The following is an 18174-nucleotide window of genomic DNA, read 5'->3' as shown; positions in this document are numbered from 1 at the left end:
GCGGCGCTCTGCTTGCGCGGGCCTACATAAAGCGATTCACAACGCGTCCTTGTAGATACTGTTATGCCATGCAAGCATTTTCCATGTGTTGTGTGGCATCGAACGGGCGTCCTGATTTCAGGACGCCATACGCTACCTGCGCCAGCTTTCGCATCATTGCCCCGATTATCAACTTCGCGCTCTTCCCGTTCTTTTCCAGCCTTTCCCTGAACACCCGGCCCCATTCCGTTTTGTACAGCGTCACCATCGCCGGCATGTACAGCGCCCGTCTCAGTGACACGTGCCCCATTTTGCTCATCCGGCTCACCCGCCGGATACTGCTCCCGGATTCATGTTGCTTCGGCGTCAGCCCCGCGAACGCCGCGAACTGCCTCGCTTCCCTGAACCGCTGTGTCAGTCCTGCATAAGCCAGCAGCACCGCCGACGTCTTCGGCCCGATGCCCGGGATACTGTCCAGCAGCTTACGCCGGTGTTTCATATCCGGGTCATTGTCCGTCAGGTCCTTTATCTGTTTTTCAATGCGCTTCAGCTCCGTCTCCAGCCACAGCAGATGCATATCGATACTCGGCAGCTGAACGTCCCGGGCACTTTCCCGACGGTTTTGCTCCTGAACGTGCATCTCCGTCAGCGCCTGATGGCGCAACACCAGCGCCCGCAGGGCCCGCTCCAGCGGATGCGGGGCTTCCCATATCACCGGGCGTTTTTCCCGGCAAAAATACGCCAGCTGACGGGCATCCACCGCATCCGTTTTGCTCCGTATCCCCTGACTCTGGATAAAAGCTTTACTGAGCAGCGGATTGATAATGGAGACCTGATACCCCGCATCACTGAGATGCGCGGCGACATCTTCCATGTACGTCCCGGTGGCTTCCATACAGATGTGGGCATGCATGACCAGGTGCTGATGCAGCCAGCTGATCAGTTCATCATGACCTTTGGGCGTGTTAGCGAATTTCTTGCTGCGGTGACGGCCATCAGGACGCAACATATCGACATCGAGTTTGGCTTTGGCAACATCAATGCCGATGAAGTGAAGTGTGTTTTCCATCGTATAACCATCCTTGCGAATGCGGGGTACCGGGTGACCCGGTCCATGATACTGTTCGGTTTATCAGATGTGGAGAAGGGCAGTCCGGTGCAAATTATCTACGACACAGATTCTGGGATCTAAGGCCCGGCACGGCATCCGGACTGCCTGGCAAAAAGAACTGGCCGGTTCTCTTTGCACAGAAAAGATAATACAAGGCCCGGCAAGCCTGCGCCGCCGGGCATTTACTCAAGTCAATTCGCTGAAATCGGGCGTGGGTCCATCGCCGGTTTTTCCGCTTCATCCTCACGCGCATGGCGTCGTTCTGCCAACAAGCGACAAATCTCCGCGTGCTTATCCTCGGTAAAGGTATAGCGCGACATAAAGCCCAGACGAATCACTGAACCGATGGCAGGCAGCAGGCAAATCCCAAAGAATAAGCCGTTCAGCACCGCATCACTCTGGCTTTGCGCCTGCGGCACATAGCCAATCATGGTCAGGAAAACCCCTATCAGACCGCCGCCAACCGCCACCGACATTTTCCCGGTGAACGTCTGCCCGGAAAAGGTAATCGCCGCGCAACGTTTATGGGTGTGGTATTCGGCATACTCAATGGTGTCGGCAATCATCGAGGAGGTCAGGAGATTGGTCATCATGACAAAGATAGTGCTCAGCCCCAGTAGCAGGAACAGAACGGCGGTGTGTTGATATCCCGCGAACCACATCACTACGCGTACCGCGACATCCAGCCCGCAGAGGATCATAAACAGCTTCCGCTTCTGCATTTTACGCGTCAGCATTGGGGCAACCAGGCAAATAACCGCCGCCGCAATGCCCATCACACCGATAATCATTTGCAGGCTGGCATCGTGCATGTTGTAAATAAAGAAGTAGATATAAATGCCGTTGGCGACGTTATGGAACACGCAGAAAAAGAACGACAGCAGAATAATAAACAGCGGCTTGTTCTGGCGTAAGTTGCGGAAGGTGTCGCGCATGGTGACTTTATCCGGGCTCGGCGGCACGCGCTCCTTAATCTGCATAAAACCGTTGAGCATCAGCGGCAGGCCAACCAGCATCATTACCAGCGCCGCCATAAAGTAGCCTTTGTCGTTGCTGTATTGCGCGAAGAAGGCCGCCAGTTTCGGGAAGAAGATATTGGCACAGGCGATACCGGCATTGACGCCGAGCATCGCGGCCGTCACTGCACGCGTGCGCTGGACGGAGTCGTTGGTCATCACCGACGACATCGACCAGAACGGAATATCGGAAATCGCGTACAGGGTGCCCCACAAAATATAGGTCACGCCGGCGTAGAGAATTTTGGTGGTGGTGTCGGCTTCTATTTTATAGAACGACAGCAGGGTGACGCCGGTTATCAGCAGCGGCGCAATCAGCATAAAGTGACGGAACTTGCCGAAGCGACTGTTGATGGTATCCATGAAGCTAGCAAACAGCGGGTCGTGGATAGCATCCCAGGCGCGGGCGATAAGGAAAATGGTACTGGCGGCGAGGGCGGAAATGCCCAGCACGTCGGTATAAAAATAGTTAATAAACGAACCCACTAAACCAAAGCTAAAACACTGACCTAAACCATAGCCAAAATAGGACCACAACTCGCGTGACGGTATTTTCATTGTAATTGCCATAGTGCGTACCTTTCGTCCCGGTGGCGAACCACCGGGTTAGCTAACATTATTCGTGTTATTAACGGGTAGGGTGCAAGCCGATTTTGCTCAGTTTACGCACCAGATCTATCTCTGTTTTTGAGAACGGAATGCCGTTCTCTTCAAACACGTCGTGGAACCACAGGCGGCAATAGTCAGGTGAACTGGTCATCACCACCGGCCACGGCAGCCAGGTCTGGGTTTTGCCGCGCACCAGGCCCCATTGATACGGTGCGACGTTGGCGGCGTGCATCAGCGGGAGCTGTTCTTCGATGGTGCTGCCAACATGGCGCGCCAGCCACTCGGTGCAGAAGATAGGGCGGCCCAACTGCTCGAGTTGGTGAATGATGGCCACCATTCGTGCGGTGTTGGTGTAGGCATGGAAGCTGACCACGTCGGAGAGCGCCAGTGCGGCTTGATCCAACGGATGCTGATAGAAATGCTCACTTTGCGTTTCAGCGTGAAGCGGCAGACGCCAGGCGCAAACCGTCAGCGGTTGTTGAGGGTCTTCATCGCGAGCCCATTCGAACGCGCGTTGCATCAGTTCTTGTGCGTAGCTTTCCAGCTTTTCGTCGTACTGCACTTCTACGGTACCGGTGGCGAAGATCCCGCGGTTACCCGGTTCGTTATAGAGGTCCCATAACAGCACGCGTTTATCGCGCTTGAATTCGCGTACGATGTCGCGCACATAACGTTCAATCTGTGGCCACTCGTCGCGATCGCAAACTTTCGCCCGGCCCGGGCTGGCGGCTGCCTGGCTGTTGTGTTTGCCTGGGATCGCGGCTTTTTGCGGGCCGAGATACGGTTCGTCACCCGAGAAGCCGCAGTCGTCCATTAGCGTCAGCATGGTGCTAAAACCGTGGCTGTCGGCAATCTCCAGGAAGTGATGGATGCGGGCTATCAGCCCGTCGCGGTCGTGCTCCCAGACGATAAACGGCAGATTGATGCGCAGCGAGTTGTAGCCTGCCTCCGCTGCCCAACCGAGTTCTCGCTCAATGGTCGGCGCGTCAAAGGTCTCTTTCTGCCAGATATCGGTCCAGTTCACTGCGCTCGACGGCAAGTAGTTAAAGCCGCACAGCCAGCCCTGTTGCTGGTACCACGCCTGCGCCTGTGCCTGACTCCATTGCTCTTTCATCGTTATCTCCATTGACTGATAATGTTTAGCTAATAAATATTAGTTGCGGTATGAATGAGCAAATAGCGGGTGATAAAAAAGCGAACTGCGTCACAAAGCCGAGGTCTGTGGCGAGAAGAAACGTGACGCAGCGCATACGGCGCTGCCGAAATCAGACGAGGGCAGGTATGATGTTGATTCTGTTAGCCGAGGGGCAGGGATAATGAAACGGAAAAATAAAGTCACCATGATCGATATCGCGCGCGCAGCCGGGGTCTCACAGGCCACGGTGTCACTGGTGCTTAACCAGTCGCGGAATATCAAACTGAGTGAAGAGACGCGTCAGCGGGTGATTGCGGTAGCGGGCGAGTTGGGTTATGACCGCCTGCCGGCCATTCACTCCCCGCGCAATCAGGAAGAGATCGCGCTGCTGATAAGTTCGCTGCAAAGTTACGATCCGTTTGTTGATGCCATCAGCCAGGCGCGGGAAGCGGCGTGGCGTAACGAAGTGCTGCTTACCGTCTACGACTATGGCGACGATAACGAGCTGGCGCTGAACATCATTCGCCAGCTCGAAAAGCGCAACTGCTTAGGCGTGATCATTGCCTCGCCGGTGACCACTATCGTTGATATGACCGCTTTCCAGGACTGCACCCGTTTGCCGATTGTGCTGCTCAATCAGCGTGACCCGGATTCGCCGCTACTGCCGTCGTTCGTGCCGGACGATTACGCCAATGCGTTTCAGATGACGCGTCACTTGATTCAGCAGGGCGCAAAACGTATCGCGCATATCACCGGCGAGAGCTGGATGGAGGCGACCCGACAGCGTCTGGGCGGTTACCAGGCGGCACTGGCGCAGGCGGGGATCGCGCCGCAGCCGGAATGGGTACAACAGACCAATTGGCAGTTTAACGAATCGTACCAGGCGACGGTTACGCTGCTGGCGCTCGAGTCACGCCCAGACGCGATTTTCTGCGCCAGCGACTGGCTGGCGATTGGCTGTTATCAGGCGCTTTCCACGCACGGCGTGCAGGTACCGGAGGCGATACTGGTGGCGGGATACGACGATCAGAAAATCTCTGAACAGATGACCCCTCCACTCACAAGTATTCAGCTGCCTTATGGTGAACTGGGGCGACTGGCGGTGGAATATCTCTGTAATGCCGAAGATACCGCCACCCATTTATCCCTCGCAGGTCGCTTGAAAATAAGGCAATCCAGCGCGGCAAATTTATAATTAAACCCCCAATAGCACAGCTTGCTTAGTACATTATAAGCAAGCTAAGTATTATTCATCTCATCAATAACTCTGCTGATACCTGAACACTTCAACTTAGATGCACCCTGTCCGTCGCGCAGGGCGTCTGCGTTTCTTTTTGTTTCTCTTCCGACGTGGGTATCGCTCAAATAATGAGACCTGCACATGAATATTAAAAAATTACGTTTTATCTTATTACTTGTCGTTCCGACTCTGGGCGTTGCGGCGGGCGGCTGGTTTTATTTAACTGGCGGTCGTTATGTGGAAACCGATAATGCTTACGTGAAAGCGGATAAAACCGCTATCGGCGCAGAGGTATCCGGTCGCGTATTACACGTGGCGGTAAAAGAAAATCAGCATGTGAATAAAGGCGACTTATTATTTAGCGTCGATCCTAAACCCTATGAATTAGCGGTAGCACAGGCGAAGTCTGAATTGAATAATACCGTTATCGATTTAAATACCGTTAAATCGCAATATCAGAGCAAGCTCGCCAATATCGCGGTATCCAAAAGTCAGTATGCTTATGCGCAACGTGAAGAAGGGCGTTTGCATCGCCTGAGCGGCCCGGGATACGTGTCGGCGTCGGAACTCGACGGTGCGCACCAGAAAACGTTAATGATGGCGCTGGAAGTGAATATGCTGCAAAAGCAATTGCAGGAAGTGGTCGACAGTTTCGGCGGCGATATTTCTCTGCCGGTGGAAAAACACCCACGTTATAAAGAAGCGCTGGCGCATCTGAATACGGCTAAGAATGACCTGACTCACGTTAACGAATATGCGCCGTCGTCCGGGAATATCACCAAAGTATTGCAGACCGGGGAATACGTGCAGAGTGGGACGACTGCCATGCTGCTGGTCTCCGATCAGAATTTATATGTTGAAGCGAACTTCACCGAGAAAGATTTGACCCACATCCGCGATAACGAGACCGCTGAAATCAACGTCGATTACGCCCCGGGTGTGACCTGGCACGGCAAAGTGAGCAGCATCAGCCCGGCGACGGGTGCGGAGTATTCGGTTATCCCGGCGGAAAACGCCACCGGTAACTGGGTGAAAGTGACCCAGCGTGTGCCGGTCCGTATTCGCCTCGAAACTGACGCCAACCAGCCGCAGTTGCGTGCGGGCTTAAGCGCCACCATCAAAATCGATACCCAAGCCAGCACCCACAGCGCGTCCTGAGGAGGTCCGTTATGTCTGATGTGATAGCTGCTCCGCAGCCACTGAAGCGTACTGCCGACAGACGATTGTTGATCACCTTCTCGGTGATGCTGGCAACCATCATGCAGGCGCTGGATACCACCATCGCCAATGTGGCCCTGCCGCATATGCAGGGCGCGATGGGCGCGACTCAGGACCAGACGTCGTGGGTGCTCACGTCCTACATTGTCGCCGCTGCGATTGCGATGCCGATGACCGGTTTTGTTGCCGCCCGAATCGGGCGTAAACGCCTGTTCACGTGGTCTGTCGTCGGTTTTACCGTGGCCTCAATGCTGTGCGGGGCCGCGCAGTCTCTCGATCAAATCGTAATTTTCCGTCTGCTGCAGGGGATTTTTGGCGCAAGCCTGGTGCCGCTGTCACAGTCGGTCATGCTGGATGCCTGGCCGAAAGAGAAGCACGGCTCGGCGATGGCAATGTGGGGGATGGGCGTGATGGTCGGTCCAATCCTCGGTCCGGCGCTCGGCGGCTGGCTCACTGAGTATTACAGCTGGCGCTGGGTGTTCTACATCAACATCCCGTTTGGCGCGCTGGCCTGGCTTGGGATCAGCACCTTCGTCAGTGAAACAGCGCTCGATGCAAAACGCAAATTCGACCTGCTGGGCTTCTTCTTACTGAGCGTGGCGATCGGCAGCCTGCAGCTTTTCCTCGACCGGGGCCAGTCGAAAGAGTGGTTCTCGAGCGGCGAAATCATCATCGAAGCGGTGCTGGCGGGCGTGGCGTTTTATCTTTTTGTCTCGCATATTTTCACTGTCAAAAAGCCGTTTATCGAGCCGGGGATTTTCCGCGATAAGAACTTTGTGGTGGGGCTGCTGTTCAGCTTTATGATGGGTACCATCCTGCTGGCCACGATGGCGCTGATGCCGCCGCTGCTGCAAAACTTCATGAACTATCCGGTTATCGACGTGGGTCTGCTGATGACCCCGCGCGGTTTCGGCACCATGCTCAGCATGATGGTAGTCGGGCGCATCGCCGGTAAAGTCGACCTGCGTTACGTTATCGCGCTTGGCGTGGTGGTGATGGCGATTTCTCTGTGGCAGATGACGCAATTCAGTATGTGGATGAGCCAGTGGGAGATTATCAGCTCCGGCGTTGTACAGGGTATCGGCATGGGGCTGACGTTTGTGCCGCTCTCGACGCTCACCTTTTCAACGCTGGCGCCCGCGTATCGTACCGAAGGGACGTCGCTGTACTCATTGATTCGTAATATCGGTAGCAGTATTGGTATTTCGGTCGTAACCACTTACCTCGCTCAACAGAGTCAGCGTAATCACAGCGTGTTCTCCGGGTTTATCAATCCGTTTAACAAAGCGCTTCAGCATGACATTCATCACGGTATGTATGGCCTGCACAATATGTCCGGGCTGATGGCTATCAACAACGAAGTCACCCGTCAGGCGACAGTGATGGCTTACTATCAGGATTTCCGCCTGATGATGTTTTTATGTTTCCTGCTGTTGCCGCTGGTGCTGCTGTTTTCGAAGCCGGATAAAGTGGGTGAGACGATTCTGGAGTAGGCGCTCGATTGCTCCCGGGATTGGAGGTTTGTTCCGTTCACCTTTTCAGTATGGCGGGTTGTTGCGCTCCCATTGCTTCTGGGATCGGAGGTTTGTTCCGTTCACCTTTTGTTCGGCAGATTCTATTTCTTCCGCGGAACGTGAACGGGATAAGGGGAACACCACGTTCCCCTTATCAATCCCCGTGGCCCCGCCAACGAAATCGGTGCTTCGCACTGCGCTCACCTCCCGTCCTTCTGCCTGCGGCCGGCTCGACTCGACTTCCTGTCTCGTTTCGCCTCTGGTCGCCTTCCCTGGCGCCCTGACCTTGTCATCCGGACTTCGGTTCGCCGATTTCAAGCAGGGACATGAACGCCCCTGCTGAAGGTCTGCGCGTGTTTAGTGGCATCAGGAAGGCGATAAGCCTGAAGGCGCGCAACAACCCTCCGGCCCAGGCTGCGCCATTACTTCGCCGGACACATCGCCGGATCAAATACCGTTTTCCAGTCCTGCTTCATATCCACTACCGTCCAGCCTTTGGCTTTCGCGACGGGCAGGGCGGCTTCCAGTTTACCGCTGGCGGGTGGATGGCTGTCATAGGCATACTCACGCGCCGCATCAGTGTGATGAACCAGCAGACCGAACGTTTTGTAATTTGGGTTCGCGGCGGTGTATTGCAGCATCTGTAAATCACCGTCGCTGTTGCCAAAGGCTGCCACCGGGCGATGGCCCATAAACAGGTGGATAGCCACCGGCTTGTTGGCCGCATCGTCATTAAATGCGCCGGTCATCGTTTTGCGGATTTGTGTGCCGTTGTCGGTGAGTGAGAATTCGCCCAGCGCGAACGAACCGACCACCTGTTCCGGTGGAATGCCGTACATTTTCTGCGACATCACGCGCATGAAGTCGATGCCGCCGCCGGAAACAATCCATGTTTTGAAGCCGTTCTCACGCAGGTAATCCAGCAACTGACGCATCGGCTGGTAGGCCAACTGGTCATAGCGACAGCCGGTGCGCGAGTCTTTATGCGTCTCAAGCCAACCAGCAACACGTTTATCGAAGTCTTCAGTGGTCATACCGCTGTGCGTCATTGCCAGCAGTTTTAGCAGCCCTTTATCGCCCGCTTTCACCACCGTTTTCAGATCGTTATTCAGCACCGCGTTGACCAGTGGATCCTGCTTCCATTCTGGATGTTCCGGGGCCAGACGCTTCACTTCGTCCAGAATGAACTGGATCTGGAAGGTTAGCGGCGCTTCCGGCCACAGGGTGCCGTCGTTATCGAACACCACGTAACGCTGGTCTTCAGGAATAAACGTGTCGCTCCCTTGCTTCGTCGAGTTTTGTACCCATTGTTCGATAGAGTGTTTGGCCGCGGTGTCGTTCCAGGCGGAAAGCGGGTCGGCATGCGCCAGCGTGCTACAGCCCAGCATTAACGTGCAGGCCAGAAGTGTTTTTTTCATCGTTTTTTCCTTTCAACGGGGGCAAGTTCAGGCAATGTGACTGGCTGCCAGAAGCGCTGCCAGCGGTGATGTAACCAGTTCGCGCTTTGAAGCAGCTGACGGCGTGCAAACCAGCCGGTTGCGCCGATAATCAGCAGAACCAGCAGGCCGATGGCGACATGCCACGGCGTGTCGCCGGTGCTACCACGTAGGGTAGATTCTTTGCCTGCAGCGCGGGCGCTTTCCACCTTCAGCGTTTCGCCTTTCAGTTCCGCCAGTTGCCACTGCTGGCGTTCGGTATCCCACCAGCGCAGTTTTACCGGCGGCAGCGTCAGGGTGCCTGAGTCGGTGGGCATATAGCGCAGTTTTTCCACCCGCATCGCGCCCTCGATATCACCGCGTCCACTTTTGATAAAACTATTTTCCGGCGTCAGACGCTGGCTCTCATCGCCTGGAATGGCGTACAGAATCTGCGGAATTTGTGCGGGTAAAATGTCCTGAGCCTTGACGGTGACCACGCGTTCGACTGCATCGCCCGCCCGCAGGGTTTTATCTTTCCCGGCATGATACTGGGTGATGGTCTGGGTGAGCGTCAGGCTGCGCGCGGGCAAAAAGCGGTCCGGCTGTTCGACGCCTTTCGGCCACACCACCGGTAGTTCGATGGCGTCGAGATGCACCGTAGCAGTCGGCTGACCGGCAGAAATGGCGTTCAAATCGATGGCGGGCAGACGCAGCGTGCCTTGATCCCACGCCATCAGCTGGCGTTCAAGACGAATGCCGCTCCAGCTGATACCGTTTTTTTGTCGGGTAACCAGCTGGTTTGGCAACGGCGTATTGAGCAGTACCCCTTCCTGAACCCTGAATTCAGGCCATTCCGGCGGCGGGTTAAACCAGCTGTCGGTCCAGTAAGTGACCGCTACGGTCACCGGCTGGCCCGGCACAATGCTGTTTGGGGCCACGATTTCACGGGTGATGTCCATTGCCGCATGGGCCGGGAGCATCGCCACCATCAGCAGGGCTAACAGGCGTTTCATGGCGTCGTCTCCTGGGCTCCGTTGCGGTACAGACTTTCCAGCAGGCCGGATGGTGACACCTGTAAATTCTCAAACCACTGATTAAGCTGCGGCGAGGTGCCTTTGATGGCACCAATGTCTTTTTGCTTCACGCCCTGGCCCTTTTTCAAATCTTTCAGCACTTTGTCCGGCCCGTCATCCATGTCATCCCCTTGCTCCTGCTCAGCCTCGCGCTGTTTCAGCCGCAGTTGCATGACGATGTGCGACACTTTTTCGCGGTTTTCCAGCGCCATTTTCCAGTCCGGGCGCAGGCTCAGCGCCTGATCGTAGGTGTCCAGCGCAGGCTGCCACTGCTTCTGTTGCGCAAGGCTATTGCCGGTCCACAACAGGGTTTCCGGCGTTTGCGGCGCGCGGCGGAATGCGCCCACCGCCGCGGTAAAGTTTCCGGCGTTATACCAGGCGATGCCTTGCCACAGCGGATCGCGGAAGTGTTCGGCAGCTTTTTGGTAGTCGCCTTTCTCAAACGCGTGCTGACCCTGCACGTCCGGGCTGACCCACGCGTCGAGCCAGGCGGCGTCACTGTGGGAAGACCAGAACATCATCGGCATCACCAGTGCGATGCAAATCAGCTGGCGACGCCAGAAGAACAGCAGCACCAGCATCGGGATCGCCAGCAGCCAGCCGCTGTTTTTCCAGTGCAGGTCGCTGCGGGCGTTGTTTTGTTGGGTGACCGACTGCTGAATATGGCTCTGCACCACCTGTAAATCGCTGTCATCGGCGGTGACCAGCGTGACCGGAATACCGGCCTCGCGCACCGTACTGAAACGCTCAACGTTGAGTCGGGTGTCGATCCCACGGCTGGTATATTTTTCCGGTAACGCGCCGCCCGCGGCGGTACCCGGCACCCAAATCTGAATCGGAGCGTTGAGTTTTTCGAGGTAGGCCACGTCGGCGTCCGTTAGCGTATCCGCCACCAGAATCAGGCTACGCGGCGAGGCCGGGCTGTTTTTGATAGCCAGTTCAACGGCGGCCTTCAGCCCAGAACCAGAGCCTTCCGGCATCAGTGATGGGTTTTGCGCATGCAGGAACAGCGAGAAGAACTGCGGATCCTGGGTCAACGGCGTGGTAACAAATGCCTGATTGCTGTACACCACCAGACCGTATCGTGCGCCGGGTGCGTTATCCATCAGGCTGCTGATTTTGCTTTGCATTCGTTCGTTACGGCTGGGTGCCAGGTCCTGAGCGTACATTGCCAGGTCCTGCTGCATGACCACCATCACGTTACTTTCCGGGGTCAGGGCCGCGGGAAACTCACGCTCCCAGGTCGGCCCGGCGAGGGCAATCACCCCGAGGGCGAACAGCCACGGCAGTACCTGGGTCAGTCGTTTTGAGCGCCCGATAATCAGCGCATTAGCGAACGGTTTGTCCATGATACGCTGCCAGGCGCTGGCCCCGGCGAAGGGCAGAAATGCCAGCAGGGCGGCAACAATCAGCCCCAGCAGACGCCACGGGTAGATAAAGTGGAAGTCACTCATGACCGTTTCTCCCTGATAAGCCGCGCCAGGGCCAGCAGGAGCAGCAGCAGCATGGCGGCCCCGAGCGGCCAGGCAAACAGCGGCAGATGCCACGACCAGCCGATGCTTTTCACTTGTACCGGCGTGATGGCGTCAATCTCTTTCCAGACGCTGTCGAGCGCTGCACCGGAGTTGGCGGCGGTCCACGATTTTCCGCCGGTTGTTTGGGCGATGTGCTGCAACAGCGGCAGGTCGACTTTATCTTCCCCGACGCTGTGCGTGTCGCCAAAGGCGATGGTATGCACCTGAACGTGGTGTGAGGCTGCCAGTTGCGCGGCGAGATCCGGCGAAAGCTGCGACGCGGTATCGTTGCCATCGGTCAGCAGAATGGCGAGTTTACTGGCCTCTTTATCGGTGCCGGAATCGAGCACTTTCACCGCCACGCCAAGGGCATCGCCAATCGCTGTTTGTTGGCCGATCATCCCCGGTGCGAGCTGATTAATACGCATGTTCAGCGCCTGCTTATCTTCACTCACCGGCGCGAACGGCCAGGCGCTGCTGGCAAAAATCACCATCCCGATGCGGTCAGATTTACGCGCCGCCACGAATTTACGCACCGACGCCTGAACCGCCTGCAAACGCGTGATGCCGCCTTCGACGTCGTTCTTTTGCATCGAACCGGAAACGTCGAGGATCAGTACCATGTCGCGCATCGGCTTCTGAATGTGCTGCGGCGGCGTGAGGTATTCCGGACGAGTCAGGGCGCAAACCAGCAGCGCCCACACCAGCCAGAACATCGTCCCGCGTAGCCAACCGTCACGTACCGGTTGGCTGTCGAGTTTCAGTTCATCGATGAGATTAGGCAAAAACGGCACACGAACGTGCTCTTTTTGCTGTTTGTCCTGCGACAGCAGATAGCGGCTGAGCAGCGGCAACAGCAGCAAAAGCCACGCCCACGGCCAGGCAAAATCAATCCGTGAAAATAGCTCAGACATCGGGTAGCTCCTTCAGCCATTGTGCCAGCTGGTGGCGCAGCCGTGATTCATCATCGTCCGCAAGCCGGTTATCTCTTTGGCAATATTTGGCACACATTTGCTCTCGCAATCCGTTTTCAAGAGGAACCTGCTGTAACAACGCTTCTGCGGTCAGCCAGTTGCTGACCGTCGCGCGCGGCTGGTGAACCAGCTGCACCTGTTTAATCAGATTCAGCCAGTCGTCGACGCTGTGTGATGCGGGCAAAACGGACAGCGCTTCGCGGCGCCAACGATTGCGACGGTAGCGGGCACAGTAGAAAAACAGATAAACGATGAGGACCGCAAACAGCAGGGCACCCAGGACCAGCCAGCCCGGCGGCAGGGGGAGCCAGGAGGGAGAGGGAGGTAGCGCCGGCTGCGAGAGCGCGGGCACGGTAAATCCTTTCTCGAGCATTCAGATACCTTTTTGTAACTGCTTAATCAGATCCTGAGTGACCACCAGATGATTCACGCGAATGCCGAGCCGCGTCAGGCGGCTTTGCTGGCGGGCAAGACGCGCGGTGGTGCTTTGCTCAATATCCGCCTTTAACCCGGAGGTGAGCGTAAACGCTGCGTCGCGCCCTTGCCAGGTGGCTGCCAGTGAGCCCGAAGAGGGCAGGCGCTTGTGCAAATCATCCAGTACCACAAAGGCGCTGACTTCGCAGCGACGGCGCAGCCCGGCAAGCAGGGCGTCGCAGTTGTGGTCCAGATCGTGGAAATCGCTGAGCACTGCTACCCATGCGCCGTTGGGGATAGCTCCGTTGGCACGCAGGAGCGCATCGGCAAGTGAGACAGTGGCGACGGGTTCGGTCGGATACTGTTCCGGCAGCAGCTGGTTGTAGTGCTGTAACGTATCGAGGATCGTATTCAGACTGGTACGCGGAGGACGGCATTTTTGCAGCGCCAAGTCGGTGTCATTAAACACCAGGCTGCCGACCCGGTCGCCGTCATGCCAGCTGCGCCAGGCAAGCAGTGCCGCGGTTTTTGCCGCGGCGACGGATTTGGTCTGTCCGCGGGTGGCGAAGAACATATCGAGTCGCTGATCGACCAGCAAAAACACCGGGCGCTCGCGCTCTTCATTGTACAGTCTGATCCACGGCTGACGCAGGCGGGCCGTCGCTTGCCAGTCAATCAGGCGCACGTCGTCGCCCGGCTGATAGCGGCGCAGGCTGTCAAAATTCAGCCCGCGTCCCTGCTGTTTTGAGGTGCGTTCACCTGCCAGCGCGCCCGGCGGAATTTGCCCCGGCGGATTGGCAATCAGACGCGCGTCGTTGACCAGCGCAAGCAGCGTCTCACGGTCGACACTGAGGCGGCTGTCCATTACGCCACCACGGCGTCGAGCAGCATTTTCACCACGTCATCGGCGCTGCAGTTATCAGCACTGGCCTGGTAGCTCAGCATCAGGCGATGACGGATAACCGCCGGCGCGATGCGGCGCACGTCTTCCGGCAGCACTGCATCGCGGCCTTCGAGCCACGCCTGCGCGCGGGCACAGCGGTCAAGCGCCAGTGAGCCACGTGGGCTGACGCCGATGTGGATGTAGCTTGCCAGCGTGTCGCTGACGTTCTGCGGATAACGGGTCGCTTCAATCAGATTGACGATGTACTCCTCAATCGCAGGCGCCACGTACACGGCGGAAATCTCCTGCCAGCTGGCGGTAATTTCCTGCTGCGAAAGGGTCAGATTTTCATCCTGCGGGGCGGTATCGCTTTTTGCCAGGGCCTGATATTTGGCCTGCTGTTCGGCGCGAACCATCTGCATCACTTTCTGCTCGTTCTCTTTCGACGGGTAATCGACGAGAACTTTCATCAGGAAGCGGTCGAGCTGTGCTTCCGGCAGCGGCCAGGTCCCTTCCTGATCCACCGGGTTCTGCGTGGCGAGCACCATGAAGACGCCCGGCAGCGGCCAGGTTTTCCCGGCGACGGTCACGTGGCGTTCTTCCATCGCTTCGAGCAGCGCCGATTGCACGCGGGCAGACGCACGGTTGATTTCATCGGCAAGAATAACGTTGCCGAACACCGGCCCTGGACGGAAGCGGAACTGGTCCTCTTCGCGGGTGGCGTTCTGCTGATAAATTTCGCTGCCGGTAATGTCTGATGGCAGCAGGTCAGGCGTGAACTGAATACGGCGGAATTCGCCTTCAACGTGGCGCGCCAGCTCGCGCACCGCGCGGGTTTTCGCCAGGCCTGGCAGGCCTTCGAGCAGCACATGCCCGTCGCAGAGCAGGGCGATAATCAGCATCCGCACCAGCTCTTCCTGGCCCAGAACCTGGGTGTTCATACGGTGTTCTAACTGAAGCAGTTTTTCCCTGCTATTCATTTTTTCACTCCTGCAAAATCACGTTTCAGTAGCGTGGCGATCCCAACCAGAATTGGCTCAGCATAGTTAAAGAAGGCTTTGATGCCTGGGCACAGATAGTTCAGACCCAGCTCGCCGTCGGGGGTCCGCACCAGCCGGTTTTTCGGGCATTCGCCCCAGCACAGTTTGAGGTAAGGGCACGCTTTGCAATATTTCGGCAGGGTGTCTTTTTTGCCCATGCCAAAAGCCTGCTGACGTTCGGAGAACGCGAGGTGCGCCAGTTTGCTGTTCTCGATATTGCCTATCTGATATTCCGGATAGACGTAATGGTCGCAGGAGAAAATGTCGCCATTTTTTTCGATAGCGAGGCCCTTGCCGCAGAACTCGGAGGCGGTGCAAATCTGCGCTGGCATCCCCATGCTCTGCGCCACGGCAGTTTCAAACAGATTCACCTGCACACGGCCTAAATCGTTATTAACCCACTCTTCGAACACCGCAATCAGGAAGGTGCCCCAGTCTTCGGGATCGACAGACCAGTCGGTGACGATGGAGTCTAAATCACCCGGTCGCGCGCGACGGCTGCCGGTAATCGGAATGGAATCGTCCTGCCAGAACTGTGGCGCGGTGCTTTTGAAATCGACGGGTTCGACACACGGATTGAACTGCACGTAGGTCGCACCCAGTTCGCGGGTCATGAAGCGATACACTTCCAGCGGGAAGCGGGCGTTGGTGCGGTTGACGGTCACCAGTGCGTTGAACGGTACGCCGTGACGCTTAAGCGCGTCGACGCCTTCCATCACTTTATCGAAGGTCGGTTTGCCGCTACGCGTGACGCGATAGCGGTCGTGCAATTCTCGTGGGCCATCAATCGAGATGCCCACCAGAAACTTATGTTCTTTGAGGAACGCAGCCCATTTGTCGTTGATCAGTACGCCGTTGGTCTGCAAATCGTTTTCAATCTGCTGGCCAGGTTTTTTGTACTGCTTCTGGAATGCGACCACTTTTTCGAAAAATTCGAGTCCCATCAGGGTCGGTTCGCCGCCCTGCCAGGAGAAGACAACCTGATCGCCATCCTGTCCGTCAATGTATTGACGAATGAAGTTTTCCAGCACTTCATCGCTCATCCCGGTGTGTCTGTCCTGATGGAGTAATTGTTCTTTAGACAGGTAGAAACAGTAGGTGCAGTCGAGATTGCAGGTGGAGCCGGAGGGCTTGGCCATCACGTGGAAGCGGCGCTTGTACTCTGGACCTTTGCCGTCATATTTTTCCGCAGACGGTAATGCTTTTACAGGTAGTGTGGTGCTGTACTTCATAGCAAACCCCTAAGGTGTCATAACCGACAAAGCGCACAATGAGCATAGTTCAAAATGCAGAGCGGATTGCAATCGCAACCCGCTCTGAGCATGAGGTTCAATGCCTCAATATATCAACTTTATTTGTTGATAGTAGAGCCTTGCTCCAGCATCGCTGACGCATCAGAGATGGTGAATGAGCCAGGTTTCTGACGTGGTGGGAACTCTTTAAAGGTTGCCAGCATTTCTTTCGCGTATTTCTGCGCGCCGCCCATCAGGAACATACGGTCGTAGAACCAGCTCTGATAGCCCATGCCTTTGTCGCCTTTCTCCAGCGGATCCACTTCCAGATCGAACAGCAGAGGTGCACGCAGTTTGGTGAACGGATAACGCCACAGATCCAGACCTTCGTGCTCCTGGATCATGAAGTGCGCTTTCCAGCGACCATAACGCATCGCCAGCAGGTCGCCGTCATCACTCCAGTAGAAGAACTCTTTACGCTGATCTTCGCCTTTACCCTGCAGGAAGTCGAGCTGGTTGTAACCATCCAGATGCACTTTGTAGGTGATGGATGGGGTTTTGTAACCCTTCAGCAGTTCTTGTTTGATGTTGGCATCGCCTGCGGCTGCAACCAGTGTCGGGAACCAGTCGTAGCTTGCAAACATGTCCTTCACGATGGTGCCTGGCTTGATGTGGCCCGGCCAACGGATCATTGCTGGTACACGGAAACCGCCTTCCCAGCCGGTGTTTTTCTCACCACGGAACGGGGTTTCGCCCGCATCTGGCCAGGTAGCGGTCATCGGGCCGTTGTCGGTTGTGTAGATAACGATGGTGTTATCTTCAATGCCGAGATCTTTAATCTTCTTCAGCACTTCACCGATCATTTTGTCGTGTTCAACCATACCGTCAGCATAGGTACCCAGACCGGTAACGCCAATGCTGGCGTCTTTCAGGTGGGTTTTATTGTGCATACGGGTGGTGTTGAACCAGGTGAAGAACGGCTTGTTGGCCTTAACCTGACGTTCCATAAAGTCGTTGTTTGCCGCTAACGTTTCTTCGTCAACGGTGCCCATACGCTTAACAGTTAACGGACCGGTATCTTCAATTTTGCCGTCGGCGCTGCTCTTAATTACGCCACGTGGACCAAATTCTTTACGGAAGGCCGGATCTTTCGGATAGTCCGGGTTCTCTGGCTCTTCTTCAGCATTCAGGTGATACAGGTTACCGAGGAACTCATCGAAACCGTGTGCGGTAGGTAGCATGTCATCACGGTCACCAAGGTGGTTTTTACCGAACTGACCGGTGGCATAACCCAGTTGTTTCAGAACGTTGGCGATGGTCGGATCTTCTTTTTGCATTCCCTGTGGCGCACCAGGCATACCGACTTTACTCAACCCGGTACGGAATGGCATCTGGCCGGTGATGAACGCAGAACGACCCGCAGTAGAACTTTGTTCAGCGTAGTAAGAGGTGAATTTTGCACCCTGAGCAGCAATGCTGTCGATGTTCGGGGTGTCATAACCCATCGTACCCTGGTTGTAGGTACTCAGGTTCCAGTAACCGATATCGTCACCAAAAATGACAACAATGTTCGGTTTGGCTGAATCTTGTTTTGGCGAGGCTGTCGCGGGCGCGGCATAAGCAGACGTTACTGCGCCAGAAGCCAGTGTCAGCATGCTGGCCAGCATCGTCCGCTTGAAAGGGACATGTTTAAACATTGAAAGGAACTCCGTTTGTTAAGGTCTTGTTCAGTATAGTTAAGGCTAACGAATTGCAAACTTGTGTTTGATGCAAAAATAAATGCTTACGAAGATATGCTTTTCTG

Annotated in this window: 15 protein-coding genes; 3 read left to right on the top strand and 12 right to left on the bottom strand. The window is 56.1% G+C overall.

What is annotated here, in order from left to right:
• Positions 1–61: 61 nt before the first annotated feature.
• The 3 genes from MUU47_RS21450 to MUU47_RS21440 all read right to left on the bottom strand — a co-directional run bounded on the left by MUU47_RS21450 (position 62) and on the right by MUU47_RS21440 (position 3829).
• Positions 62–1048 carry a transposase gene (locus MUU47_RS21450; protein ID WP_258990171.1) on the bottom strand — a complete coding sequence of 329 codons (987 nt, stop codon included), beginning with the start codon at positions 1046–1048 and terminating at the stop codon, positions 62–64.
• Between the two features lie 233 nt (positions 1049–1281).
• Positions 1282–2676, bottom strand: a complete 1395-nt coding sequence (locus MUU47_RS21445; RefSeq protein WP_258990170.1) for an MFS transporter — start codon at positions 2674–2676, stop codon at positions 1282–1284.
• 58 nt (positions 2677–2734) lie between these two features.
• A complete protein-coding gene (locus MUU47_RS21440; protein ID WP_258990168.1) occupies positions 2735–3829 on the bottom strand; it encodes a cellulase family glycosylhydrolase in 1095 nt (364 codons plus the stop codon).
• A gap of 202 nt (positions 3830–4031) precedes the next feature.
• On the opposite strand from MUU47_RS21440, the gene MUU47_RS21435 reads away from it, so the two are divergent.
• The 3 genes from MUU47_RS21435 (at position 4032) to MUU47_RS21425 (ending at position 7801) form a co-directional block, all read left to right on the top strand.
• On the top strand, positions 4032–5045 hold the full coding sequence (locus MUU47_RS21435; RefSeq protein ID WP_258990167.1) for a LacI family DNA-binding transcriptional regulator: 1014 nt from the start codon (positions 4032–4034) through the stop codon (positions 5043–5045).
• Between the two features lie 186 nt (positions 5046–5231).
• Positions 5232–6248: an HlyD family secretion protein gene (locus MUU47_RS21430; RefSeq protein ID WP_258990165.1), complete on the top strand. Its 1017-nt coding sequence runs from the start codon at positions 5232–5234 to the stop codon at positions 6246–6248.
• 11 nt (positions 6249–6259) lie between these two features.
• Positions 6260–7801, top strand: a complete 1542-nt coding sequence (locus MUU47_RS21425) for a DHA2 family efflux MFS transporter permease subunit (RefSeq protein ID WP_258990163.1) — start codon at positions 6260–6262, stop codon at positions 7799–7801.
• A gap of 443 nt (positions 7802–8244) precedes the next feature.
• On the opposite strand, the gene MUU47_RS21420 is transcribed toward MUU47_RS21425, so the two are convergent.
• From MUU47_RS21420 to MUU47_RS21380, 9 genes are all read right to left on the bottom strand, one after another.
• Positions 8245–9240 carry an HAD family hydrolase gene (locus tag MUU47_RS21420; RefSeq protein WP_258990162.1) on the bottom strand — a complete coding sequence of 332 codons (996 nt, stop codon included), beginning with the start codon at positions 9238–9240 and terminating at the stop codon, positions 8245–8247.
• Positions 9237–10253 (bottom strand): oxygen tolerance domain protein, encoded by a 1017-nt coding sequence (locus MUU47_RS21415; RefSeq protein WP_258990161.1) that lies wholly within the window; start codon positions 10251–10253, stop codon positions 9237–9239. Before MUU47_RS21415 ends, MUU47_RS21420 begins: the two co-directional genes overlap by 4 nt.
• On the bottom strand, positions 10250–11767 hold the full coding sequence (locus tag MUU47_RS21410; RefSeq protein WP_258990160.1) for a VWA domain-containing protein: 1518 nt from the start codon (positions 11765–11767) through the stop codon (positions 10250–10252). The genes MUU47_RS21415 and MUU47_RS21410 overlap by 4 nt, the downstream gene beginning before the upstream one ends.
• The gene (locus tag MUU47_RS21405; protein ID WP_258990159.1) at positions 11764–12741 is read right to left on the bottom strand and encodes a VWA domain-containing protein; all 978 of its coding nucleotides are present in this window, start codon (positions 12739–12741) and stop codon (positions 11764–11766) included. The genes MUU47_RS21410 and MUU47_RS21405 overlap by 4 nt, the downstream gene beginning before the upstream one ends.
• Positions 12734–13174, bottom strand: a complete 441-nt coding sequence (locus MUU47_RS21400) for a DUF4381 family protein (protein ID WP_258990158.1) — start codon at positions 13172–13174, stop codon at positions 12734–12736. Before MUU47_RS21400 ends, MUU47_RS21405 begins: the two co-directional genes overlap by 8 nt.
• Positions 13175–14080, bottom strand: coding sequence for a DUF58 domain-containing protein (locus MUU47_RS21395; RefSeq protein ID WP_258990157.1), 906 nt, complete (start codon positions 14078–14080; stop codon positions 13175–13177). It abuts the gene before it with no gap.
• A complete protein-coding gene (locus MUU47_RS21390; RefSeq protein WP_258990156.1) occupies positions 14080–15078 on the bottom strand; it encodes an AAA family ATPase in 999 nt (332 codons plus the stop codon). Before MUU47_RS21390 ends, MUU47_RS21395 begins: the two co-directional genes overlap by 1 nt.
• Positions 15075–16370 (bottom strand): anaerobic sulfatase maturase, encoded by a 1296-nt coding sequence (locus tag MUU47_RS21385; protein ID WP_258990155.1) that lies wholly within the window; start codon positions 16368–16370, stop codon positions 15075–15077. Before MUU47_RS21385 ends, MUU47_RS21390 begins: the two co-directional genes overlap by 4 nt.
• A 119-nt stretch (positions 16371–16489) precedes the next feature.
• A complete protein-coding gene (locus MUU47_RS21380; protein WP_258990154.1) occupies positions 16490–18067 on the bottom strand; it encodes an arylsulfatase in 1578 nt (525 codons plus the stop codon).
• Positions 18068–18174: the final 107 nt, after the last annotated feature.

It is taken from the genome of Scandinavium hiltneri (assembly GCF_024764835.1).
GTDB lineage: Bacteria > Pseudomonadota > Gammaproteobacteria > Enterobacterales > Enterobacteriaceae > Scandinavium > Scandinavium hiltneri.
The sequence above is the reverse complement of the archived record's forward strand: the minus strand, read 5'-3'. Positions and strand labels throughout refer to the sequence as shown.

Excerpts from the sequence above, each read along its gene's own strand:
- MUU47_RS21430 (WP_258990165.1), top strand. The coding sequence starts at position 5,232 with ATGAATATTAAAAAATTACGTTTTATCTTATTACTTGTCGTTCCGACT.
- MUU47_RS21410 (WP_258990160.1), bottom strand. The coding sequence starts at position 11,767 with ATGAGTGACTTCCACTTTATCTACCCGTGGCGTCTGCTGGGGCTGATT.
- MUU47_RS21400 (WP_258990158.1), bottom strand. The coding sequence starts at position 13,174 with ATGCTCGAGAAAGGATTTACCGTGCCCGCGCTCTCGCAGCCGGCGCTA.
- MUU47_RS21435 (WP_258990167.1), top strand. The coding sequence starts at position 4,032 with ATGAAACGGAAAAATAAAGTCACCATGATCGATATCGCGCGCGCAGCC.
- MUU47_RS21405 (WP_258990159.1), bottom strand. The coding sequence starts at position 12,741 with ATGTCTGAGCTATTTTCACGGATTGATTTTGCCTGGCCGTGGGCGTGG.
- MUU47_RS21380 (WP_258990154.1), bottom strand. The coding sequence starts at position 18,067 with ATGTTTAAACATGTCCCTTTCAAGCGGACGATGCTGGCCAGCATGCTG.
- MUU47_RS21450 (WP_258990171.1), bottom strand. The coding sequence starts at position 1,048 with ATGGAAAACACACTTCACTTCATCGGCATTGATGTTGCCAAAGCCAAA.
- MUU47_RS21425 (WP_258990163.1), top strand. The coding sequence starts at position 6,260 with ATGTCTGATGTGATAGCTGCTCCGCAGCCACTGAAGCGTACTGCCGAC.
- MUU47_RS21445 (WP_258990170.1), bottom strand. The coding sequence starts at position 2,676 with ATGGCAATTACAATGAAAATACCGTCACGCGAGTTGTGGTCCTATTTT.
- MUU47_RS21420 (WP_258990162.1), bottom strand. The coding sequence starts at position 9,240 with ATGAAAAAAACACTTCTGGCCTGCACGTTAATGCTGGGCTGTAGCACG.
- MUU47_RS21395 (WP_258990157.1), bottom strand. The coding sequence starts at position 14,080 with ATGGACAGCCGCCTCAGTGTCGACCGTGAGACGCTGCTTGCGCTGGTC.
- MUU47_RS21390 (WP_258990156.1), bottom strand. The coding sequence starts at position 15,078 with ATGAATAGCAGGGAAAAACTGCTTCAGTTAGAACACCGTATGAACACC.
- MUU47_RS21440 (WP_258990168.1), bottom strand. The coding sequence starts at position 3,829 with ATGAAAGAGCAATGGAGTCAGGCACAGGCGCAGGCGTGGTACCAGCAA.
- MUU47_RS21415 (WP_258990161.1), bottom strand. The coding sequence starts at position 10,253 with ATGAAACGCCTGTTAGCCCTGCTGATGGTGGCGATGCTCCCGGCCCAT.
- MUU47_RS21385 (WP_258990155.1), bottom strand. The coding sequence starts at position 16,370 with ATGAAGTACAGCACCACACTACCTGTAAAAGCATTACCGTCTGCGGAA.